This window comes from Luteimonas sp. BLCC-B24, assembly GCF_028550595.1.
Lineage (GTDB): Bacteria > Pseudomonadota > Gammaproteobacteria > Xanthomonadales > Xanthomonadaceae > Luteimonas.
Genome location: NZ_JAQQGN010000004.1, coordinates 19,491 through 42,465 on the forward strand (window position 1 = coordinate 19,491; position 22,975 = coordinate 42,465).

18 protein-coding genes and 1 pseudogene are annotated in these 22,975 nt (G+C 71.0%); 12 read left to right on the forward strand and 7 right to left on the reverse strand.

Annotated features, from left to right (window positions below):
• The first annotated feature begins 72 nt into the window (after positions 1–72).
• Complete coding sequence (locus PQS31_RS09860; RefSeq protein ID WP_272762551.1) at positions 73–897, forward strand: SDR family oxidoreductase; 825 nt, start codon at positions 73–75, stop codon at positions 895–897.
• Complete coding sequence (locus tag PQS31_RS09865) at positions 894–1,397, forward strand: lipocalin-like domain-containing protein (RefSeq protein ID WP_272762552.1); 504 nt, start codon at positions 894–896, stop codon at positions 1,395–1,397. The genes PQS31_RS09860 and PQS31_RS09865 overlap by 4 nt, the downstream gene beginning before the upstream one ends.
• A 104-nt stretch (positions 1,398–1,501) precedes the next feature.
• Here PQS31_RS09865 and PQS31_RS09870 read toward each other — a convergent pair whose 3' ends face one another.
• On the reverse strand, positions 1,502–2,278 hold the full coding sequence (locus tag PQS31_RS09870; protein WP_272762553.1) for an AraC family transcriptional regulator: 777 nt from the start codon (positions 2,276–2,278) through the stop codon (positions 1,502–1,504).
• A 97-nt stretch (positions 2,279–2,375) separates the two neighbouring features.
• Here PQS31_RS09870 and PQS31_RS09875 point away from each other — a divergent pair, with 97 nt between their 5' ends.
• From PQS31_RS09875 to PQS31_RS09895, 5 genes are all read left to right on the forward strand, one after another.
• On the forward strand, positions 2,376–3,206 hold the full coding sequence (locus PQS31_RS09875; protein WP_272762554.1) for an NAD-dependent epimerase/dehydratase family protein: 831 nt from the start codon (positions 2,376–2,378) through the stop codon (positions 3,204–3,206).
• A 360-nt stretch (positions 3,207–3,566) separates the two neighbouring features.
• Entirely contained in the window at positions 3,567–5,669 is a 2,103-nt protein-coding gene (locus PQS31_RS09880; RefSeq protein WP_272762555.1) for a hypothetical protein, read from the forward strand.
• Between the two features lie 141 nt (positions 5,670–5,810).
• Positions 5,811–7,217, forward strand: a complete 1,407-nt coding sequence (locus tag PQS31_RS09885; RefSeq protein WP_272762556.1) for an alkaline phosphatase PhoX — start codon at positions 5,811–5,813, stop codon at positions 7,215–7,217.
• A gap of 277 nt (positions 7,218–7,494) precedes the next feature.
• Positions 7,495–7,773 carry a hypothetical protein gene (locus PQS31_RS09890; protein WP_272762557.1) on the forward strand — a complete coding sequence of 93 codons (279 nt, stop codon included), beginning with the start codon at positions 7,495–7,497 and terminating at the stop codon, positions 7,771–7,773.
• A 99-nt stretch (positions 7,774–7,872) separates the two neighbouring features.
• Positions 7,873–9,108, forward strand: a complete 1,236-nt coding sequence (locus PQS31_RS09895) for a hypothetical protein (RefSeq protein WP_272762558.1) — start codon at positions 7,873–7,875, stop codon at positions 9,106–9,108.
• 246 nt (positions 9,109–9,354) lie between these two features.
• Here PQS31_RS09895 and PQS31_RS09900 read toward each other — a convergent pair whose 3' ends face one another.
• The 6 genes and pseudogenes from PQS31_RS09900 to PQS31_RS09925 all read right to left on the reverse strand — a co-directional run bounded on the left by PQS31_RS09900 (position 9,355) and on the right by PQS31_RS09925 (position 16,909).
• The gene (locus PQS31_RS09900; protein WP_272762559.1) at positions 9,355–10,077 is read right to left on the reverse strand and encodes an ABC transporter ATP-binding protein; all 723 of its coding nucleotides are present in this window, start codon (positions 10,075–10,077) and stop codon (positions 9,355–9,357) included.
• A 7-nt stretch (positions 10,078–10,084) separates the two neighbouring features.
• Entirely contained in the window at positions 10,085–11,461 is a 1,377-nt protein-coding gene (locus tag PQS31_RS09905; RefSeq protein ID WP_272762560.1) for a DUF3526 domain-containing protein, read from the reverse strand.
• Entirely contained in the window at positions 11,458–12,885 is a 1,428-nt protein-coding gene (locus tag PQS31_RS09910) for a DUF3526 domain-containing protein (protein WP_272762561.1), read from the reverse strand. The genes PQS31_RS09905 and PQS31_RS09910 overlap by 4 nt, the downstream gene beginning before the upstream one ends.
• Positions 12,885–15,070 (reverse strand): annotated as a pseudogene (locus PQS31_RS09915) (TonB-dependent siderophore receptor). Before PQS31_RS09915 ends, PQS31_RS09910 begins: the two are co-directional and overlap by 1 nt.
• Positions 15,071–15,497: 427 nt before the next feature.
• Positions 15,498–15,935, reverse strand: a complete 438-nt coding sequence (locus tag PQS31_RS09920; protein WP_272762562.1) for an FKBP-type peptidyl-prolyl cis-trans isomerase — start codon at positions 15,933–15,935, stop codon at positions 15,498–15,500.
• 185 nt (positions 15,936–16,120) lie between these two features.
• Complete coding sequence (locus PQS31_RS09925) at positions 16,121–16,909, reverse strand: FHA domain-containing protein (protein ID WP_272762563.1); 789 nt, start codon at positions 16,907–16,909, stop codon at positions 16,121–16,123.
• A 281-nt stretch (positions 16,910–17,190) separates the two neighbouring features.
• Here PQS31_RS09925 and PQS31_RS09930 point away from each other — a divergent pair, with 281 nt between their 5' ends.
• From PQS31_RS09930 to PQS31_RS09950, 5 genes are all read left to right on the forward strand, one after another.
• Positions 17,191–17,634 carry a FecR family protein gene (locus PQS31_RS09930; RefSeq protein WP_272762564.1) on the forward strand — a complete coding sequence of 148 codons (444 nt, stop codon included), beginning with the start codon at positions 17,191–17,193 and terminating at the stop codon, positions 17,632–17,634.
• A gap of 3 nt (positions 17,635–17,637) precedes the next feature.
• Entirely contained in the window at positions 17,638–18,240 is a 603-nt protein-coding gene (locus PQS31_RS09935) for an OmpA family protein (RefSeq protein ID WP_272762565.1), read from the forward strand.
• Between the two features lie 43 nt (positions 18,241–18,283).
• Positions 18,284–20,389: a CHASE2 domain-containing protein gene (locus tag PQS31_RS09940; RefSeq protein ID WP_272762566.1), complete on the forward strand. Its 2,106-nt coding sequence runs from the start codon at positions 18,284–18,286 to the stop codon at positions 20,387–20,389.
• 181 nt (positions 20,390–20,570) lie between these two features.
• Positions 20,571–21,704 (forward strand): Gfo/Idh/MocA family oxidoreductase, encoded by a 1,134-nt coding sequence (locus tag PQS31_RS09945; protein ID WP_272762567.1) that lies wholly within the window; start codon positions 20,571–20,573, stop codon positions 21,702–21,704.
• Positions 21,705–21,805: 101 nt separating this feature from the next.
• Complete coding sequence (locus tag PQS31_RS09950; RefSeq protein ID WP_272762568.1) at positions 21,806–22,783, forward strand: DUF4344 domain-containing metallopeptidase; 978 nt, start codon at positions 21,806–21,808, stop codon at positions 22,781–22,783.
• The last annotated feature ends 192 nt before the right edge of the window (positions 22,784–22,975 follow it).

Below are 22,975 nucleotides of genomic sequence, written 5' to 3' on the forward strand. Positions count from 1 at the left end.
CGGAGTGGTGGGGCTTATCGTGCCGGGCGTCCGTGCCTACGGTGTGGTGACCTCCACACAGGACGTTCCGACATGAAAACCTGGTTGATCACGGGTGCTTCCTCCGGCCTCGGCTTGCACATGACCACGCAGCTGCTCGCACGCGGCGACCGGGTGGTGGCGTGCGGCCGGCGCACGGCGCCGTTCGACGCGCTGCGCCCGGCCGCAGGGGATCGCCTGCGCGTGGCGTGTTTCGACATGACCGACACCGAGGCGCTGCGGCGCGAGGTGGATGCGGCGTTCGCGGCGCTGGGGCGGATCGACACGGTGGTGAGCAACGCCGGCTACGGCCTGTTCGGCGCGGCTGAAGAGGTGAGCGATGCCCAGATCGCGCGGCAGATCGCGACCAATCTGACCGGCTCGATCCAGCTGGTGCGCGCGGTGCTGCCGCATCTGCGCGCGCAGGGTGGCGGTCGCATCCTGCAGGTGTCGTCCGAAGGCGGGCAGACCACCTATCCCGGCTTCAGTCTGTACCACGCCACCAAGTGGGGCATCGAAGGCTTCCTCGACGCGGTGGCCCAGGAGGTGGCGCCGTTCGGCATCGATGTCGTGATCGCCGAGCCGGGGCCCACCGACACCGGCTTCGGCGGCGGCCTGGACCACGCGACGCCGCTGCCCGATTACGCGGCCACGCCGGCCGGCGACGTGCGGCGCGCGATCATCGATGGCGGGTTCGACATCCGTGGTGACGCCGAGCGCACCGCGGCGGCGATGCTCCAGGTGGCGGACATGGCGAGCCCGCGGCGGCGGATCGCGCTGGGCAGCCTCGCGTATGCCAACATCCGGCGTGCGCTCGATGCGCGTCTGGACGATCTGCATGCGCAGCAGGCGCTGACCCTGTCGGCGGACCGCACGTGAGGGCGGCGGTGCTCGCGGCCCTGTTGGCGCTGCCGGTGCTGGCCGCGGCGGAGGCGGGCGGACCGACCCAGGCACCGCGCAACGAGATCGCAGGGACCTGGCGCATGGTGTCGGCCACGCTGGAGCAGGACGGTCGCATCGAGCGGCCCTACGGCCAGCGCCCCGGTGGCCTGCTGGTATTCACCGAGGACATGCATTTCGTCGAGGTGCTGACCGATCGCGATGCGCCGCGTTTCGCCTCCGACGCACGCGGCGGCGGCAGCGATGCGGAGAACCGGCGTGCGATGGCGACGAGTATCGGCTTCTACGGTACCTACACCGTGGATGCACAGGGTCGCTTCAGCGGCAACCGGGTGGAGGGCGCCACGTTCCCCAACTGGGTCGACGCGGTGCGCACCACGCAGCAGTTGCAGCTCACCGTGGAGGGGGATCGTCTGCTCGAGCAGTTCGTGCGCCCCGACGGTGGCCGCGTGCGCGCGGAATTCGTGCGGGTGCGATGACCCGGGGCGTCGGCGCGAGGTCGCCGCTGCGGCGACGGCGCGCGCCGTCGTCATGAGCATGCGGCGCACGGAACCCGGCATCGCCGCGCCGCCACGCCGATCGACTACAGCGCCGGGTGCACGCCGCGCAGCTCGGCCAGGAACGCCTGCGGCGTGGCGCCGGCGATGGCGTGGAACTCGGCGATCAGATGCGCCTGATCGTAGTAGCCGACATCGGCGGCGAGCGCCGCCCAGTGGGGCGGCGCCGCGCGCGCCGCGTGCACGGCGTGCTCGAACCGCTTGAGCCGCGCATAGGTCTTGGGCCCGACGCCGAGCGCATGCCGCACCATGCGTCGCAGCTGGCGTTCGCTGATGCCCAGATCGCGTGCGACCGTGGCGACACTCGCCACCTGCAACCGGGCCAGCGCGGCGCGCAACCCCGGCGACGGCGCCGGGACGTGGTGTCGTGCCGATGCCTGCGCCGACAGCGCGCCGCCCAGCATCCTGCCGGCCGCGTGTGCGTCGGGCGCGTCGACGAGGCCCTCCAGCAGGCGCTGCGTGGCGGCCCGGCCCCACAGATCCTCCAGCGGCAGGACGCGTCCGGCGAGCGCATCGGCCGGCAGCCCCAGCACGCGCGCGCCCAGCCCGGGTTGCAGACGGGCGAGCACCGCCTGCTGACCACCACGAACGAATTTGCGCTGGACCTGCGTGCGCGCGCCCATCGCATGGACATCGACGCCGCCGGGCAGCGCCGGGCCGAAGCGCACGACCACCTGCGCCTCCGCCCGCGGCACGGCGACGCGGCGCATGTCGCCGGCAAAACGCGCGACCGTCAGGGCCTGGACCGGATGCGGGCCGTCGTGCGCGCAGGCGACGTCGGCGAGGGAAGGAGCGGTCGACATGGACTTATTGTTCCGGCCGCTTCGCCGCCGATGCAATCGCCGCGTCGATGTCCGTTTTTTCCAATGCGGCGCGCATCGCGCGCCCTATCGTGACGGCATGGACATTCTGATCACCGGTGCAACCGGAAAAGTGGGAAGCAGACTCGCGAAGCGGCTGGTGCAGCAGGGGCATGCGGTGCGTGCCCTGGTGCGCGACCCGGCACGCGCCCTCGAGCTGTCGGAGCACGGCATCGCGCTGGTGTCGGGCGATCTGATGCAGCCCGCCTCCCTGCCAGCCGCCGTGCAGGGCATGCAGGCCGTCGTGCATTGCGCCGCGTTCTTCCGCGGCGCCACGCCGGAGCAGGCGCATGCGGTGAACAACGCCGGCACCCGGCATCTGGCGCAAGCGGCGCGGGCGGCGGGCGCCGGCCGCTTCGTGTTCACCAGCACCGGCCTGGTCTACGGCCCGAACGGCGGCGCGCCGGCGCGCGAGGACGACGCGTGCGCGCCGGTGGACGCGTATCCGCAGAGCAAGCTGGACGCCGAGCGCATGTTGCTGGCCATCGAGGGCCTCGACGTGCGCATCCTGCGCCTGCCGTTCGTCTACGGCGACGGCGACCCGCACATCGAGGACGTGTTGCCGTTCATGCGCACCTTCGCGCCGGCCCAGCGCATGTCCATCGGCCATCACGCCGATGTCGCCCAGGCGGTGGCGCGCCTGCTCGACGCGCCTGCGCCCGCGCACCGCATCTACAACGTCACCGACGACGAGGCGCCTGATCTGGCCACGTTGTTCGCGTCCGTGGGCCATCCGCCGCCCGACGGCAGCACCCCGGACCGCGGACAGGCGTTCGCCGCCGTTCTGGACGGTCGTCGTCTGCGCGAGGACCTGGGCTTCCGGCCCTTGTATCCACGCCTGGCCGATGCGGTGGCGGCGGGACAGGCCTGACCGCGTTCGCCGCTCGACGAGGCGCCCGCGCGTTCGGGCCGGGCGTCAGCGCAGGCCTGTGCGGGAAGGGGCGCACGGTTCCGCAGACCCACGCTGTGCCAGGCCCGACGGGTGTGGGAGGTGGCCCGGGTCGTCGGGGCCGGAGACACGTCGCGCGACGGTCTGCGCGGCCCGCCGCTGGCGTCGGGCACGCCCCGGCGGCGCGTGCCGGCGCGCTGCACCGAGGCCGGCATGCGCGCCGATGGCGCAGGCACCGGTGCGTGCTCGCCTGGATGCGCCGCGCCGCGCATGATGCAGGTCCTGTCGACGCTTCCACGGCCCATCCGCGTGTCACTGCGCCTCCTTCTCTGCGTGCTCCTCATGCCGATCTTCAGCACCTCCCTGTCCGCCGCGCCGAAGAGCGCGGCGTTTCCGCGGTTGCCGGACGATGTCGCCGCCTCGGAACGTCTGGAGATCCGCCGCCAGATCCGCGGCGAGATCCAGGCGATGTTCGCGCTGCCCGCGCGTGGCGAGGTGCTGGTGGCGGCCGGCGGCTACCTGTGGCGGTTCAGCGCGGACGGTCACCTCCTCGATACCCTCAACGCCCCCGGCGGGATGCACCGCAACGGGATCGCGTTCGACGACGACGGCTTCGTGGACTGGGTGCACACCGGCGAGCGCACGCGCAAGGCCTACGCGCCGTCGATCGACGGTAATGCGCTCAGCCCCGCGCAGCTGCGGGCCACGCTGGCGACGGCGCGCGCGACGGCCTTCGGCAAGCAGGGCGAGCGCGCCTGGGCCTGGCTCTGGGACGGCGCGACGGCCCGGCGCATGGACATCAGCCGCCATCGCGACCTGGTGGACACGTACTGCGCACCGCGCTCGTCGACCACGAGGACCGTGGCCTGGTCCGACACCTGCCTGACGGGCATGGATGCGCCGGCACCGCTGCTGGTCGAGATCCGCCCGGATGCATTGGAGGCGGACGCGGGCGGCGTGCCACAGGTCGAGGTGGCCGGCTTCGATCGCCGCCGTTACCACCTCGAGGGCGGCGCGGCGGGCTACGTGGCCGAAACGGTGGTCGGGGGCGCGATCAAGGCCATCGCGCCGCACCTGCCCGGCGGACTGCCGGAGCGGTACTGGTTCGGCGATGCACACGTGCGCCTGCGACTGGCGGGCGACACGCTGCAGTTCAAACTCTTCGTCAGCCGGCACGACGACGGGTACGCGTTCGAGCACATGGCCGACTGGTGGGACCCGGGTGCGGTCATTCCCGGCGCCAGTCCATGGCTGCGGGTGCGCATGCGCGAATACATGGACGCGCCCGGCGAGGAGACGCTGTGGCACATGTATGGACCGGACATCGGCCTGTACGCGGTGCGGCCGCGCGGCGGCGGGCCGGCGAACGCGCAGGCCGAGCGCGCGGTTCCTGCCTGGCGGCCGGAGTTCGAGGGCCCCCTGACGCCAGGTGATGCGGTGACCGGCACGGTGACGCTCGAAGGCGGCGCGCGCGTGCATCGCTGGTGGCGCGCACGGCCGCCCACGGTGAGGATCGTCGCGCCGACGATGGCCCTGGACGCCGCCGATGCACCGCTGACCGCGCTTCCGCGGGCGATGCAGGTGGAATGGGGGTCGCCCTGGAAAGCGGAGACGCATGCCGTGCTGGAGGTCGTGCTGGATCCGGCGCAGACGCGCGCCGCGTTCTCGCGCCTGCCGCGCGCGGAGCAGCCTGCCGTGCTGGCGCTGCAGGTGCCGGACCTGTTCGGCAACGCCGACGGGATGCGCGTTGCCCTGCGCCAGGGCAGCACCGCCGTGGTACTCGACCAGGCGCGGCTGCGCTATCTGCAGCGTCCGCCCTTTCGCCCGTGGCGCCCGCAGCCCGGTCAGCCGGCACCACCGTCCCGGATCACGCAGTTGCAGCAGACGGCGGAGGCGGTGCCGGGCGGCGACGAGGACGTGCTGGCGCGTTTCCGGGCGCAGGCCGAGGCGCTGGCGCGCGACGAGGACATGCGCGCGCAGGCCGCGCCGTTTCTGGCCGCGGCGTATGCCGGCGCGATCAATCAACTCAACGCCGCCGGACGCGCGGACCACACGCTGCTGCTGGCGCAGCATTTCCTGGACCGTGTGCATCCACGTATCGCCGCGCACGACCGCGATCCCAGCACCGCGTACAACATCAGCGTGATCGTCAGCCAGACCTTGGCCGTGGCCGCGCATCGGCCGCAGGCGGCGACGCTGGCGGCCGACAGCGTGGCCCTGCTGGGGCCGGATTTCGATCCGGGCACCCATCCCAATGCGACGCTGCTCTACAACCTGGCCTGCTACCACGCGTTGCGCGGAGACAGGACGCGAACCTTGCAGCACGTCGCCGCGGCGCTGCGCCGGGGCAAGCCGGCGGCGCAGTTCCGCAGCGATCCGGATTTCGCGGCATTTCGTGGCGATCCGGCGTTCGAGGCCGCGCTGCAGGGGCGTGTGATGCGCTGAACGCGGCAAGCTGCATGCCCGGGTTGGGAGATCAGGGACCCCGCGCGGTTGCCGCGTGGCGCCGCGGCTCCTTCGTCCGTCGCCGTCCTGCCACACACGCCGCCTATGCTGGCGCGTTCGGATGCACGTGCAGGAGACCCGATGGACACCGATACCCCGCTGATCGCCCGCCGCCGGCTGCTCAGGGCCGCTGGATTCGGACTGGGCGTTGCCGGCCTGGGCCTCACGCCGGTGGGGCGGCTGTTGGCCCGCGCCGGCAGTTCTACCCAGGTGCATGCCGGCTACGGGCCCCTGAAGCCGGTGCATGATCTCAACACCGGCCTGCCGCTGCTGCGCCTGCCGGAAGGCTTCCGTTACACCACGTTCGGCTGGGCTGGGGAGGCGCTGGCCGGCGACATCGCGTGCCCGGGCAAGCACGACGGTATGGGCGTGGTCCGCGCGGACGGCGCTGTGGTCACGCTGGTGCGCAATCACGAAATCGGCGGCGAGACGCGCGGCAGTTTCACGCCCGCGGGTGCCACCTGGGATCCGGATTGCGCGGGTGGCACCACCACGCTGCGTTTCGACACCGCAGCGGGCCGCCTGCTGGACGCGCGTCCGTCGTTGTCGGGCACGCTGGTCAACTGCGCCGGCGGCGTGACGCCGTGGGGCACGTGGCTGTCGTGCGAGGAGATCGTGCTCACGCGTGGGCAGGTGCTCGACGTGGACGGCGCGACGCACACGATGCGGCAGTCGCACGGGTACGTGTTCGAGGTGCCGGCCGACGGGCTGTCCACCGCGGAACCGATCGTCGCGATGGGCCGCTTCAAGCACGAAGCCGCCACCGTCGATCCGTCCACCGGCATCGTGTATCTCACCGAGGACGGCCATCGCCGTGCCGGCTTCTACCGCATGCTGCCGAACGTGCCGGGCGAATTCCTGCGCGGCGGGCGCCTGCAGATGCTGGCCGCCGAGGGTGCACCGGACTTGCGCCGGGGCCGCCGCCAGGGCGAACGCCTGAAGGTGCGCTGGGTGGAGATCGAGCATCCGGACCAGGGCGCCGACGACGCCAGCCCGACGCGCGACGAGGGCGTCGTGGCCCAGGGCGTGGCCGGGGGCGGTTCGGTGTTCACCCGTCTCGAGGGCTGCATCTACGGCGACGGCCGGGTGTTCTTCACCTCCACCAACGGCGGCGACGCAGGCTGCGGCCAGGTCTGGGCCTACGCGCCCGGCAGCGAGACGCTCGAACTGGTGTTCGAATCGCCGGATCCGCAGGTACTCGACTATCCCGACAACGTGGTGCTGAGTCTGCGCGGCGGCCTGGTGATCTGCGAGGACTCGTCGCAACCGGTGCAGAGGCTCTACGGCATGACCGCCGCCGGCGGCCTGTTCGAGTTCTGCCGCAGCGACGTGGTCCTCGACGGGCAGGGTGGGTTCAGCGGCGATTTCCGCGGCGCCGAATGGGCCGGGGCCTGCTTCTCGCCGGACGGCCGCTGGCTGTTCGCGAACGTCTACACGCCCGGCTTCACGGTTGCGATCACCGGTCCCTGGCGCGACGGCTTGATCTGAGCGGCACCGACGCCGATCCGCCGGGGCCGGCGCGGCAGACACCGTCCTGATCGCCGCGTTCGGACGCCATGCCGTCCGCGGCCCGTCGACGCACGGGCGCGGGCGCACAGGACCGGGCATGGCTGCCGCAGCAGGTGACCCATGCGGTCAGCGCACCGGGATCGTCAGCGGGCATCGGCGCGACGGCCGGTGCCGCGTGCCGCAGCGCCGACGCGCGTGCAGCAATCCGCCTGCAGTTTGGGTAGCCTTTCACGCCCGGAATGGAGAGCACGCGGGCATGAGACCTACCGTCGTCGACCTGGTGACGCCACATCTGCTGCGTATCGTCGACCTCGCCAACGAGGCCCAGAAGGGCGTCAACGTGCACTGGCACCTGAGCGACGCCGTCAACCGCTCGATGGCTGGAATGGCCGACCAGTACAACGCGTCCACCCTGGTCGCCGCCTATGTCGAAGGCCTGGAAAGCCTGGTCGCCCAGGCGCCGCCCGCCCGCGAGGACTACCTCCGCGTGCTGAAGACCGCGGTCGACGCCGCGCGGCGCCTTCGCCGCGATTGAGGGGCGAAACGCGCCCGCCGCAAAGTTGGTGTCGAAACACACTGTGAGAAAGCATGAAGACCCGTTCGCCTTCGCCGTCCGAAACGAGAGTCCCTGACGGTGCCGCGCAAGGGCCGCCTTCGCATCCGGGACTGGTACGCTGGCTCGAAACGGAGATCCGCTATGCGCGTGTTGGTCGTGGCAGGTGTCGGGCTGATGCTGCTGTTGGGGGCCTGTTCCACCGCGCCGCCGCGTGGACAGATGCTGTCGGACATCCCGGTCCGCGCCCCGCCGCTTCGCCCGGACCTGTTCGGTGCTCCGCTCCAAGTCCCCCGCGTCGAGGCGCTGCACACGCTGACGGCTGCGCAGCAGGCCGAGTTCCTCGCGTATTTTTCGGATCCGATGCGCGCCGGGCAAAAGCCCCATGAGCGCATCTACGGGTATCTGGAACATCGGCTGGCCGATTTCACCTACCACGCAAAGACGCTCGCTGCCGCCGATGCGCTGGAACAGAGCCAGGGCAATTGCCTGTCGCTGGCACTGGTGACGACCGCGCTGGCCGAGCTCGGCGGCGTGAGTTACGGGTTCCAGCGGATCAGGAACCGCCCGGTCTACGAAAGCCGGCAGGACTTCGTCATGGTGGCCGATCACCTCCGCACGCGCCTGTACGACCCCACGTTCGTCCCCGACCCCGCGCGCGGCGTTCTGACCCGGCCCTATATCGAGGTCGACTATTTCCCGGAGCGCGGGCAGCGCTACGGTGGGCAGGTGGCACGCGACGAAGTGACGGCCATGTATTACATCAATCTGGCCGGTGAGGCCCTGATCGACGGTGCGCTGTCACGCGGCTACTGGCTGCTCGATGCTGCGCTGGCCCACGCGCCCGACAATCCGGCTGCGCTCAATTCGATGGCGGTGCTGCACAGGCGAGCGGGGGATGCGCGCGCTGCCGAAGCGCTCTATGAGTATGTTCTGGCCGTCCACGGGGACAGCCTTCTTCCGCTGGGCAATCTGCAGAATCTGCTGCGCGAGCAGGGACGTCTCGAAGAGGTCGCGTTGCTCGATGCCAGGATCCGGCAACTGCCGGATCGTGATCCCTACCGGCTGGTCGAGTTCGGCGTGCAGGCCTATGCGCACGGCCGTCTGCAGGAGGCGCTGGATTACTACGGGCAGGCCCTCGATGCGGCGCCGTACATGCACGAGATCTACTGGCGGCAGGCCACCGTCTATCACGCCATGGGCCAGCAGCGTCGCGCCGATGCGCTGCTTCAGCAGGCGCACGACATGGCGCCGCGGGTCAGCGACCGGAACCGGTATCAAGCCAAGCGTCACGCGCTTTCCGGACGCGTGAACTGACGGCACCTCGTTTTTTCCGGCGGGGGCACTTCGGAGACGCGGCGTTTCTGACGTTGCAGCGCGCATGGCGGTGCTTCGGTGCATCCGGCGCTGCGGCTATGGGTCGACGTGCGAGAACGCCCGCAGCATCTCGTCCCGACCGTCCACCGTTTCACCTCGAGGACCGCGAGGCGCCCGGCCGGTTGACGCGTCCGGCACCGGACCGGTGGCCGCCGCGCATGCATCGCGCTCGAAACGGGCGGTCGGCTATTCCGTCATGGGGACGGCACTTCCCATCTCGGCCAGATAGAGCGCTTCGAATTGCTGTGCACTGACCGTCTTCGCATCGACCCGAAGCACGAGTCGTCCGGCGCGCATGACGCCGATGCGGTCGGCGATCTGGCGTGCACGGAAGAGATCGTGGGTCGCCATCAGCACCGCCGCGCCGGCGTCCCGGCGTCGGGCGACGAGGTCGTGGAACTCTGCCGACGCCTGCGGATCCAGGCCCGAGGTCGGCTCGTCGAGCAGCAGGACCGTCGCGCCCTTGGCGATGGCCAGCGCAACCCCGACCTTCTGCCGCATCCCCTTGGAGTAGGTGCCGACGCGGCGGTCCACGGCCTCCGCCTGCAGTCCCGCCTCGTCCAGACAGGCTCTGAGATGCGCGCGCGAGGAGCCGTCGATGCCGGCCAGCGTGGCGAAGTAGCCCAGGTTCTCGAGCCCGGTGAGGTCGTCGTACAGCGCGACCTGTTCCGGGATGTACAGCGTACGTCGGCGCGCCGCGATCGGGTCGCTGGCGACATCGATGCCGTCGATCACGGCGCGGCCCGAGGTCGGTCTCATGAAGCCGAGGAACAGCTTGATCGTCGTGCTCTTGCCGGCGCCATTGGCGCCGAGCAGGCAGAACACCTCGCCCGCGGGGATGTCCAGATCCAGCGCATCGAGCGCGACGTGGTCACCGAATCGTTTGGTCAGGGCTTCGGACTTCAGCATGGCACTCTCAGGTGTCGAGCGGGTGGCGGCGTCGGAGTCGCCAGAGGGCGATACCGGCGAGGACGAGCGTGGCCGCGATCAGGACCAGCCCGTCCTGCAGCAGGGGGGGACGCCGGTCCGGCTCGTGGAATTCGAACTGCGGCACATGCGCGTAGTCCTCGAGGGACAGCGGGGCGTCTGCGGCAAGCCGCGCGGCGAGCCATGCCCGCGTCTCGCCGCGGAAGGCCAGTACCTGCGCCTGGAACGCGAGCGCCCGGTCCGCGTCCGAGCCGGCGATGCGGTCCAGGGCGTCCTGCGCCGCCACGGACGGCAGCACCAGGCGGATTGCATCGACGAGCGCGCGCCGATCGGCCAGTGCCGCCGTGTAGGGCGCCCGGATCGGTGCCTTGCGGGCCTCGAGGCGGAGCGCGTCGTCCACGAACACCCGCAATCGCTGTGGCAGCCGGGGTGCGGGATCGGGCTCCACCAGCGGTGGCCGAGCGCGCACGTCTGCGCGGTGCTCCAGGTAGACCGCACGCAAGGCGTTACCCTGGGCGATCGCGGACGGCGCCGGCCGGGCGAGGTCCACGGCCGTCAGTGCGAGCGCCGGCCCCAGCGCGACCACGGCGAACCAGACCACGCCGCAGACCACGGCTGCGGTGGCGCTGTGGCGGATCGTCACGTTCACCAGCAGCGCCACGGCCAGCCAGAACAGGCCGTAGGCGAGAACCGTCGACAGGGTCATCGTCAGCTCCGCGAGATGGACGCCGGAGAACCAGGCCAGCGCGAGGCCGCACAGGAGCGCCATGGGGACGAGAACCAGCGCACCGCGTACCAGCATCCGGGCGAGCAGGAGCTGCGTCGGTGACACCGGCTGCGCCAGCGCCAGGGCCGCGACGCCGCGCTCGCGTTCTCCGATCCAGACGTCGTAGGTCGCGGCCAGCAGCATCAGCGGCATCAGAACGATGATGACGAAGGCGAGGTCGAAACGTCCGACTGCCTTGATGGCCGGGTTGTCGACGTGGACGCGGAACGCGTCGAAGATCGTGTCGTCGCTCAACGGCAGCATCCGGCCCGCATACGGATAGGACTCGGCCTGTCCGATCGACAGCGCGCCGAGCGCACCGGGCGGCAGGACGGGGCGAAACGGCACGCCCTGCGGCTGCGCGGCGAACGGCTGCACCCCGGGCGTGGCGTTTGCGAACTGCTCGCGCCGGTTGTCCATGATCTCGTCGATCTCGGCGGCGACCAGGGCCACCGTCTCCGCCCGGTCCGCGCGCCAGCGCTCGCCGGTCCAGGCGCCGTAGAACGCCGTCACCGCGAAGGCGATCAGCAGCCAGGGCAGGGCGCGGTCGCGCGCGGCGAGGCGAAGCTCCTGGCCAAGCAGGGACAGGGGACGGATCATCGTGGCCGCCCGAGACGGACACCGGCCACGCCGGCCAGGGCAAGCGCCACCGCGGCCCACGCCAGGAGAATGGCGGCGTTGGGCGCCTGCCGCGTCCAGATGTCCGCGAACGCGGGCGGCCGCGGCGCGAACACGAGGCCCGCGGTCAGGGCGCCGACATCGGTGAGATACGGCCCGTCGCCTTCGGGTGGATGGCGCGCCACGTCCGCATTGAGCGTCTGGATGAGATCGTAGCGGTAGGTCTCCGCCTGGCGGAGAAACACGAGATGCGCGTCGGTGTCGGTGCCTGCAAATGCCATCGACAAGGGGGCCACGGCCCGTTCGGGCGCGAGCAGCGCGAAGGCCCGCTGGACGCGCGCCTGTCCCGCATAGCGTTCGTACAGGCGGGCGTAGTGGCGGTTGTAGGCCTCGGTGGAGGTGCGCTCACCGAACTCGAGCGCGATGCCTGCGAAGTTCACCGGCAAATCCTCGACGCGGTCCACGCCGTAGCGGCGCAGCGTCGCTTCACGCAACGCGTCGAGCCGCTGGTCCGCCGGGTCGTGGCCGCTGACGCCGTTGCGCGTCTCTTCGGTCACGGCTTTCTCGAACGCGGGGGCGCTGGGGGTGGGATAGCGCTGTTCCGCCAGCGCGGGTGCGAGGCGAGGGGCGATCAAGGTGATGAACGCCCACGCGCACAACAGCGCGACCAGCGCACCTCCCGGCGTGCGGAAGTGCGCCGAGGCAGCAAGCGTCAGGCCGACGAACACCATGAGGTAGGCGAAGAACGCGGCGCCGATGACCAGGGCGCCGGCGTAGTCGTGCGCGGCGCCGCCCCGCAGCGCGAGCAGCGCGAAGCCGGCCGTGGTGAAGACGGCCACCAGCCCGAATGCGAAGCTGCCGAGGGCGAGCAACTGCCCGCCCATCAGCGTGCGCGACGGCGTGCCGGCCGCGAGTTCCTGCATCAGCAATTCCTGCCGGCGCTCACCGGCAAAGGTCGGGAATCCCGCGAGGATGATCACCAGCGGCGCCAGGACCTTGAGCGCCCACGCCGCGCTGAAGCCTCCGAAACGCGAGGCGGCCGCGGCGCTCTCGGTCGGCCGGTCCCGCGCAGGATTCTGCGAATGGCCCTCGAGACGGACCGACACACCCAGCTGATCCGTCAAGCCGGGATCGAGCGCCGCGAGCGGCGAGACCGGTGCGTAGACGTCCCGTCCGAAATGCGCCGCGCCGTGCGGATTGGTCGGCCCCTGGCTGTTCCAGATGCGCGCGGCCTCGATGGCGGCCGCGGTGCGGTCGGCGTCCAGCTGGGAGAAGCGCACGTGCGCGGTCGCCAGGCTGGTCAGCATGACCAGGACGACCAGCGCACTCACCCAGATCAGTCGGCGGTCGCGCCAGTGGCGTCGGATCTGTGTGGCGGCGACGGCGCGCAGCGGCCGGCCGGCCATCAGTACCGCGCCCGGAGCACCAGCGTCACGTTCCGCGGATCACCGAAGGTGTTGTAGGTGTTCGGGCCGCCGACGCGCGCGTAATACCGCTTGTCCAGCACGTTGTTGATCGACGCCGAAAGCGACAGCGTCGGCGAGAGTGCGTAGCCGCCATGCAGGCTGAGCAGGGCGTAGGCCGGCTGTTCGCGGACGCCGGCCACGCCGCCACCGACGAACAGGCTTTGCGCCTGCACGCCCGCGGCCATCCAGCCGCGATCCCAGCCGGGTGCAGCCGGCGTGTACTTGGCGAATGCCTTGATCGTGTGCTCGGGTTCCCAGGTGTCGATCGGCCGGCCGATCAGGGCGGCGTTCTGGTTCTGGACGTGTTCGGTCTCGAGAAACGTGTAGCCGAACGACAGATCGAAGCCGGGCGCGGGACGCCCGGCGACCTCGACATCCACGCCGCGCACTTCGACTCGCCCAGCGGAATGAAGAAGCCCGGGTGCGCGGGGTCCGCGAACGGCCGATTGACATCGCGCGTGCGGAACACGGCCAGCGATGCGTTGAGGCCGGCATCGAAGAACGCGCCCTTGGCCCCGACCTCGAACTGCTTGCCCACGCGCGGATCGAGCGCGCGCCCCGCGCCCCCGTCGTAACGCAACGAGGTCTGCGGAATGAAGATGTCCGAGTAGCTGCCGTAGAGGCTGATGTTCGGCCGCACGTAGTAGACGAGGCCGCCGTAGGGCGTCACCACGCCGGTTTCCCGCCCGCGGTTGGCGAATGCGGTGGGGTTCGGGCTGGGGGCGGTGGTGCGGAACTCGGAACGGTAGTCGCTGACGCGCGCACCGACGAGTGCGGACAGTCCGTCCGCGAGTTCGAATCGTCCCTGGCCGTACACGCCCCGCTGGGTGGTCCGGGTATGCCCGCCGTTGTTGTGCACGAACTCCGGGCGTGGCACCGAGGCGGCATCCTCGAGCGGAATACCGCTTCCGGCGGGCGTGCCCGTGTACGGCACGTTGGAAATGCCGGTGTTGAGGTTCTCGTACAACTCGTAGCTGTGCCCCAGGGTGAGCGTGTGTTCGCGGCCGAACAACCGGAGCGGGCCGGATGCGTAGACGTCGGTGCCCGTGCGTTCGGTGGTGCCGTCGTTGGTGCGGCGGTTGTAGCTCGGGAAGCGGCCGGTCACCGGATTCAGCCCGGTGCCGGGTGTGGGATAGCCGTCGGTGAAGATCTTCTGCTGCTCGCGGTAGCTGGCTTTGGCGCGCACGACCCAGCGGTTGGCGAACTGGTGCCGCACATCGGCCGCGTATTCGAGGGTTTCGTAGACGTTGAGATTCCAGTCCGGGTACTGGTTGGTGGAGCGCGGCACGTCCAGAAACCGGTTGTGCAGGGGGTGGCCGGGCAGGTTGTAGTTCGCCAGGCCCATGCTCATCGCGTCGCCGCGATCGTCCTGGTAGGTGACCATCGCCGAGGCCGTGGTTCTGTCGGTGACATCGAAGTCGAGAACGCCGTAGGCGACGACCTTCTCCTGATGCGAGCGGTCGACGAAGAAGTCGCGCTCCTGGTAGGAGCCGGCGAAACGACCGCGCAGACGCCCGTCGAACCCGAGCGGCGCGCCTGCGTCGGCCTCGACGCGGACGTTGTTCCACGAGCTCACCGAGACCGCGCCAGTGACGCCCGACGTCCGCGGCGCGCGCTTGCGGATGAAGTTGGCGGTGCCGCTGGGCTGACCCGAGCCCTTGAAGATGCCGGCCGGACCGCGGAGCACCTCGACCTGTTCGTAGACGACGAGGTCGAACTCCTGCGCCTGGCCGCTGTTCCAGGCCGGTATGCCGTCGTAGGACACGTCCAGCAGGTAGCCGCGCGAGCGGATCTGTCCGATCAGACCGTCCCAGGTGGTGACATAGACGCCGGGCACCTCGGCCAGTGCGTCGGTCATGGTGACGAGGTTCTGGTCGAGGATCCGCTGCCGCGTGATCACGCTGACCGTATTGGGCACGTCGAGAATCGAGACGGGCTCCTTTCCGCCGATGCTGACCGTGTCGGCCGCGTAGCTGGCGCGGCTCCCGGTCACGCTGATCGTGTCGAAGTCCCGGGGGGTATTGGCCTGTGCCATGACGGGCAGCATGGCGGCCAGCAACGGGGCGACACTGAGCGCGGCGAAGCCGGCACTGGCCGGCGGAACGAGCAGGGCGAGACGCGTCATCGGGATTCTATGAACAGGGTTAAGGTTACGTTATAACATTGTTGTCAAGGTCTTATGCAATGGGAGGCGCGGCGCCTCGAACCAGCGCAGATGCGCAGTCGTATCGATCGGGTGTCGAGGGGGCAGGGATGGAGGCGCGGGGCGCGCGCGGGCCGTTCACGCGTCACGCGGATCCGGCTGTGTTCGATGTCGCAGACGACTGCCGGCGTCGTCGCGGCTCCTCTCGATGGAACGGGACGCGGCCCGGCGAGCACGCGGTGGGCTCCGATGGCATCCGGCGGGCCCGCCCGTTTCGCGGGCGTGCGCGAACGGCGCTCCACCTTCTCGGTGCCGGCGTTGCGGCCGCCGGGTCCTGGGCACCATCGGCTCTCTCCGGCACATGCGCACCGGCCTGCCCGCGCGGCTTGGACGATCTGTCTGCGCGCTGCTATCGGGCGTCCAGCAATTCCACCTCGAAGACCAGCGAAGCGCCCGGCGGGATGAGGCGTCCGGCGCCGGTCGCGCCGTAACCGAGCCAGGCCGGAATACGCAGTTCGCGCTTGCCACCGGGCCGCATGCCGGCGACGCCTTCGTCCCAGCCGCGGATCACGCGGCCTGCGCCGAGTGGAAACTCGAAGGGCTGGCCGCGGTCGACGGAGCTGTCGAACTGCGTGCCGCGGCCGTCGGGGGCCGTCTCGTCGTAGAGCCAGCCGGTGTAGTGCACGCGGACGGTGTCGCCCGCGACGGCCGGCGCGCCGTCGCCGAGGACGAGATCGATGCGCTGCAGCTCGGGCACGTCCCCGCCGGCGTACGGCGGCGGTCCACTACAGGCGACGAGCAGCAGCAGGGCGAGCAGGGGGACGCGGCGAAGCAGGCGGATGGGCATCGTGGAGGCGTGCTGGATCGGCGGCTCAGGATAGCGGTGCCGGTCGGATCCGGCGGCAGCGACGACGCGTCCGCGGCGACCGCGCCCGGATGCGCCGAGGGCCTTGCCGGCGCCCGGCCCTCGGCGGCGCCCGCCATGCCCGGTGTCAGGCGAAGCGCACTCCGGTGGCGCGTCGGCACGCGGCCTCAGGCCGGCACCAGCGCGAAGGCCGCGGCCAGCACCGCCGCCGCGGCGACCGCGACCGCCGCCCAGCGCCGCAGACGCATGCGCGGCGCGGGCGTGTCGTCGGACGCCGCATGTCGCGGTTGTTGTGCGGCCTCGATGCCGGGCGCAACCAGCTGGAAGCGCAGGGTATCGAGCCGCAGCTCGTCGCCGGGCCCGAGAAATCCGTGCTGGACGCGCTGGGCATTGATGTAGGTGCCATTGGCCGATTCCAGATCCTCGACCGACACGCCGTCACCGACCGGTTTGAGCAGCGCATGGCGGCGCGAGATCTCGTCGAGGTGCACGGTGATGTCGCAATCGGGCGATCGGCCGATCACCACCGGGCCGGACACCGGATAGACCTTGCCGAAGACCGCGCCCGACACGCCGCGCAGCACGAAGCGGGGGATCGCCGTGCGCACGCGGGTGGCGCCGACGTCGTCATCGTCGTCGCGTGCGGGCACCGGGCTCGACGCCGTATGGGCCGCCTGGATCGTGGCCAGCACGATCTCGATGCCGCCGACGTCGATGCGGTCACCGCTGCGCAGCGCCATCAGATCGGACACCGGCTTGCCGTTGAGCGACACTGCGCCGCCGCCCTGTGGCACCTGCAGGTTGGCGCCCACGGGCGTGAGATGGATCTCGCAGTGCACGGGCTGGATGTCGGCGCCGCCGAGCACGACGGCGCACGCGGGCGCCGTGCCGATGCGGTTGACGCCTGCGCTCAGCAGGACCTGGCCATGCTCGCCGTTGGGAAACACCAGTTTCATCTTCGCCCCCTGCGAAACGGTGCGGGCTGGAGCGCCGACAACCGCGCGCATTCTAGTCATGCCGGGGGTGCAGATGCCTTGACGGATGCATCACGCGCGCATGTCTCGGCAGGCCGCCGGTGCCACTGTGCGCGATCTGGCGCAACGCGGGCTGCAGGTTTCCCGCGCGCGGCCGCTACTATTCCCGACGGCGCCGATCCGGGGCCATCCGCGCGTCCTCATCCGGCTCTGACGCCGGAACTGGTATGCGGCGATCGGGTAAGCACAACAGGGGACGTCCGATGTCGAAGTTGAAGGGGTGGCTGCTGGCCGCGTGGCTGCTGTGCAGCGCGGCGCCGCTGGCGGCGTCCGAGCCGCACGTGGCCCTTGTGAAAGGGGTGGCCGGGGGCGTCAGCATCCTGCAGTCGGGCGCCACCCGTGCGGCGGAAGCCGGCACGCAGTTGCGCGTGTCCGATCGCATCGTCACTGCGCCGGGCGCCACGGCATCGATCGTCTTCCGCGACGGCACCATGCTCACGCTCGGCGGTGGCGCGGACGTGCACGTGCGCGACTACGTGTTCGAGCCCCGGGCCGGCCGCTACGCGTTCTCGCTGTACATGCAGCAGGGCGCGGCGATCTACGAATCCGGCAAGATCGGCCGTCTGGCGCCGGAGACGGTGAAGGTCGAAACGCCCCGGGCCACGGTCGGCGTGCGCGGAACGCGCTTTCTGATCGAGGCGGGCTGAGCCATGCCGTGGGCGCATGGGCGGGCGGCGGCGTTGCTGGCCGCGGCGGCGCTGTTGTCGGCCTGCTCCGCGGCGCCGACGCGGGTGACCCTGTTACCCGACCGCGCGGGTGCGCTGGGCGCGGTGGTCGTGGCGAACGCGCACGGGCAGGTCGGCCTGGACGAAGCCTACGGCCAGGTGGACGCGGATGATCGCGCTGCGCCGCGGCACGTGCAGGCCGGATCGCGGGACGCGTTCGAGACCCGGCATCGGGCCTTGCTCGATGCGCAGCCCGAACCCCCGGCGAGCTTCGTGCTGCACTTCCTCTTCGACAGCATGGAACTCACGCCCGAATCCCGGCGCCAGCTTCCCGAGGTGCTGGCCGCGGTGCGCCGCCGCTTGCCCACCGAAGTGACGGTGTTCGGCTATGCCGATTCGGCGGGCGCCGCGGACTACAACCTGAGGCTGTCGGCCGAGCGCGCGCGGGCCGTCGCGGCCATGCTGCGCAAGATCGATCCGGACCTGCCGATGCAGCTGGACTGGTTCGGTGACCGGTCGCCGCTGGTGCCGACGGCGCCCGGCGTGCCCGAGCCGCGCAACCGCCGCGCTGAAATCCTGATCCTGTGACGCCGATTCCGCGACACCGCGTCCGCTCCGGGGGGCCGCAATGATGGGGCCGGGCAAACCGTCGCCACTGCCGGGCCCGGGCGAGGCGGCGTGGCGTCGCCAGGGGGGCTGGCTGCTGCTGGCCGGCGTGCTGATCGCGCTGGCGCTCGGTCTCGCAGGCATGGCCCGGTTCGCGCCGCTCGTGCGCCTGGACAACGCGGCGCTCGACGCGCTCACGCGCGCGAGCGCACGCGACGCGGCCGCCTCGTCCACCGTCGTGGTCGATATCGACGACGTCAGCCTGTCGGCGGTCGGCCAGTGGCCGTGGCCGCGCTACCGGCTCGCGGCGCTGCTGGAGGGCATCGCCGCCGAGCGCCCGGCCGCGATCGCGCTGGACATCCTGTTGCCGGAAGCGGACCGGGTCTCGCTGGCCGACATCCAGCAGACCTACCGGCGCGATTTCGGCATCGAGATGACGATCACCGGCGTCCCCGAGGGGCTGCAGGACAACGACGGCTATCTCGGTCACGCGATGGCGCAGTCCGGTGCCGTCGGCGCACGCTATTTCTACTTCGATCACGTCATCGCGGATGCCGCGCCGTCACGGCCCGGCGTCGGCGTCGACGGCGCGCTGGACGCCCTGCGCCTGGACAGTGCGCTGGGCGTATTGGACAACGTCGCGCCGATCGCGTCGCAGACGCGCGTCAGCGGCTTCGTCAACATGGGGGTGGACGAGGACGGCGTCCTGCGGCGCCTGCCCCTGCTGGTGGAGTACCGCGGGGTGGTACATCCGAGTCTGGCGCTGGCGACGGTGATGCGCGCGCTCGGCGTGGACGCCGCCCGGGTGGTCGACGGGCGTGACGGGCCGTCGATCGTGGTCGGCCCCCACGTGGTGCCGGTCGATCGCCGGGGGCATGCGCTGGTGCGCTTCGATGCCGGGAGCGGCGGTGATGCCGGGATTCCGGCGGTGGAGGTGCTGGGCGGGCGCGCCGCGGCGGCGCTGCGCGGCAGAAGCGTGATCGTGGGTTCCTCGGCCGTCGGCCTGGGCGATCGGCACCGCACCGCCTTGCATCCGGCGATGTCGGGTGCGGGCGTGCAGGCCGCACTGGTGCAGAGCATTCTCGACGACCGCGTGCCGCGTGCGCCGGTCTGGGGGGGCACGGCTGCGCTGTTGCTCGGCCTGCTGATCGCGTCGGTGCAGGGCGGTCTGCTTCTGGCGGGGCGTCGACTGTCGGTCGTGGTCGCGGTCACGCTGGCGTTCGTGGCGGCGACGACGGTGCTGGCGACCGCGGCCTTCATCCATGGTCACCTGGTCCTGCCGGTCGCGGTGCCGGTGCTGGTGGCGGGTGCGGTCGTCGCCGCGGCGTTCGTGACCCGCTACGCGCTGCAGCACCGGCATGCGCGGCGCTGGCGCAAGCAGCTGGAGAACGCACGGCAGGTCACGATCGAATCGATGTCCGCGGTCGCGGAGACGCGTGATCCGGAAACCGGGGCGCACATCAAGCGCACCCAGCACTACGTGCGCGCGATCGCGCGGCATCTGCGCGCGACCGGGCAGTACACCGACATCCTCACCGAGGCGCACATCGATCTGTTGTTCCTCTCGGCGCCGCTGCACGACATCGGCAAGGTCGGCGTGCCCGATCACATCCTGCTCAAGCCCGGTCCCCTGTCCGCCGAGGAGTGGGTGATCATGCGCCGGCATGCCGAGTTCGGCCGCCGGATCATTCTCAGCACCTCCCGCCACATCGAGGGCGACAACTTCCTCGCCGTGGCCGCGGAGATCGCCGCCACCCACCACGACAAATGGGACGGCTCCGGCTATCCGGCCGGCCTGCGCGGCCCGGCGATTCCGCTCTCCGGTCGCATCATGGCGGTGGCCGACGTCTACGACGCGCTGGTCAACCGGCGCTGCTACAAGCCGCCGTTCCCGCATGCACAGGCGATGGCGATGATGGAACAGCTGCGCGGGGTCACGTTCGACCCGGTGGTGCTGGATGCATTCTTCGCGATCGAAGCGGAGATCATCCGGATCGCCGCCGACTTTCGCGACGAGGATGAGAGCGCGCGCAGTTCCGACGCCGCGGCGCCACTGGCCGACGCGGGTTTCGCAGTCGGCGCGGCGGGGGTGGCGGTGGCGCAGATCGAGGTGGATTGCCAGCGCGGTTGACGCGGATGCACGCCGCGTGCGCGGTCCGTGCCGCCGGCGGGTGGCGCTTACGCTGTTCGGCACCGCGCGCGCGTCGACCCGTCGACTGCACGGCGCGCCCGTGACGGCGCCTGTACACGGCGTGCAGAAGCGCCCGGGCGGCCGCTGCTAGGATCGGACGACATTCCCTGACGGAGGCGCCATGGACACCCACCGCTGGTCGAACGGACTCACACGCCGACGTCTCCTGCAATCGATGGCGCTCGCCGGCGCCGCAACGCTGCTGCCGCCGGGCGTCGCCGCGACGCCGCCGGCGCGTCGTCTGGGTGTGGCCCTGGTGGGGCTGGGGGGCTACAGCCGCGATCTGCTCGCCCCCGCGCTCGAGCTGACGCGGCACTGCCGCCTGGCCGGCATCGTCACCGGCTCGCCGGACAAGGTGCCGACGTGGCAGTCGCGCTACGGCATTCCGGACGCCAACGTCTACAGCTACGACGACTTCCACCGCATTGCCGACAACCCCGATATCGACGTCGTCTACATCGTCACCCCGAACCATCTGCACAAGCCGCAGACGCTGGTGGCCGCGAATGCGGGCAAGCACGTCTGGTGCGAAAAGCCGATGGCGATGGATGCAGGCGAGGGCGAGGCGATGATCAAGGCCTGCCGCGACAACCGGGTGCAGCTGGCCATCGGGTATCGCATGCAGCACGAGCCCAACACGCGGCGCTTCATGGAGATGGCGCGCACCCGGCCCTTCGGCAACATCGTGCAGCTGCGCGCCGACGCCGGCTGGTTCGGCTGGCGCGAAGGGCGCGACACGGCCTGGCGGCTGGATCCGGCACGCGGCGGTGGCGCCATGTACGACATGGGCGTGTACTGCGTGAATGCCGCGCGCTACAGCACCGGGCGCGAACCGGTCGCCGTGCGTGCATGGGACGAGACCGCGCGTCGGGACATCTTCGAGGACGTGGACGAGACGATGCGCTTCACCCTCGAATTTCCGGACGATGTCGTGGCGCAGTGCGTGACCAGCTTCGGCCGCAACCTCAATACGCTGCACATCGACTGCGAGCGCGGCTGGTACGAGCTGTCGCCGTTCCAGTCCTACGACGGCAATGTCGGCCGCGCCAGCGACGGCACCCGGTTTCCCGCGCAACTGGGCGAACGCCCACGCATGCAGGCCGAACAGATGGACCAGGACGCGCTGGCCATTCTCGAAGGCCGCTCACCGCGTGCACCGGGTGAGGACGGCCTGCGCGACATGCGCGTGCTCGACGCAGTGTTCGCCTCGGTGCGAAACGGAAACGCGCGTACCCCGATCGCAGCGGCCGAGTAACCGGTCCGCACGCTGGTCCGCCCGCGTGCGGCAGACGGGAGCCGGCAGCCGGTTGCTAGACTTGCGCGCGATCGGCGCATCCGGAATGCCGAACGAGCGGAATGGCCCCGATGCGCTTCGCGATCTGCATGAGCACCGTGCTGCTGACGTTGCTGGCGTCGGCGCCCGGCTGCGTGCGCATCCCGTCGTCCACGGTTGACCGCACGCCGGAGCGCGCCACACGGCTGCCGTCGGCATCGCCGGTGCCGCGCGCACTGGTCCGTCCGCGACGCGCAACGCCTCCCACGCACGCGGCTCCGGCGCCCGCGTTCGCGTACGCCTACCGCGCGCCGCGCTCACCCGATCTGCAACCGATCTTCGAGCGCGTGCGCGATGTCGATCTGCTGCGTGCGCTGCCGGAAGTGCAGGCGATCGACGGCATGTTCGTGCTGCCGCAGCGGCTTCGCTACGTCACCGCCGAGTGCGGTGAGTTCGGCGCGTTCTACCGGCCGGAGGGCGAGGTGGTGCTGTGCTACGAAACCCTGCGCACGCTCTACGAGCGCGGCCAGGCGCTGCAGCGCCGGTTCGACCTGGCCGACGACTATCCGCTGCGCTACACGCGCGCCAACCTGCGTTTCATCGTGATGCACGAGACCGGCCATGCGCTGGTGCATCTGCTCGACCTGCCGGTCACCGGTCGGCAGGAGGACGCGGTGGACCAGCTGGCCGCGATCCTGATGCTGCGCTTCGCCGATGTGGCGGAAACCCCGGCCGAGGTGATCGACAACCTGCGCATGGCCGCCAACTGGATGCTGTCCGACAGCACGGGGGTCTACAACCTCGACGCGTATGCGGATGAGCATGCGCTCGGCGAGCAGCGTTACTTCAATCTGCAATGCCTGATCTACGGCACCGACCCGCCGGCGTTCGCCGGCATGATCGACGCCGGCGATCTCACCGCCGCCCGCGCCGCCAGGTGCGAGCGGGAGATGCGGCAAGCGGCGCGCGCCTGGCTGCGCCTGCTGCTGCCGTATCTCGCGCCCGGATACGAGGCCTATCAGGAAGAAGCGGCGCGCTACATCGGCCAGCCGGGCGGTTGAGTAGGCGAGGGGCGAGGGCGGCGTGCGGTGCCCGGACCCGGCCTGGACCGCGTTGGATGCCACTGGCAGGCCGGTCCGCGCCAGAAGGCGCCGTTCGGCGTCGGGTCTTCATCGACGCAGAACGCCGCACACCGATGCCGCGCAGGCGCCCGTTGTCGAGCCGCCGGCCGTCGGACATCGGCGTGGGGACCG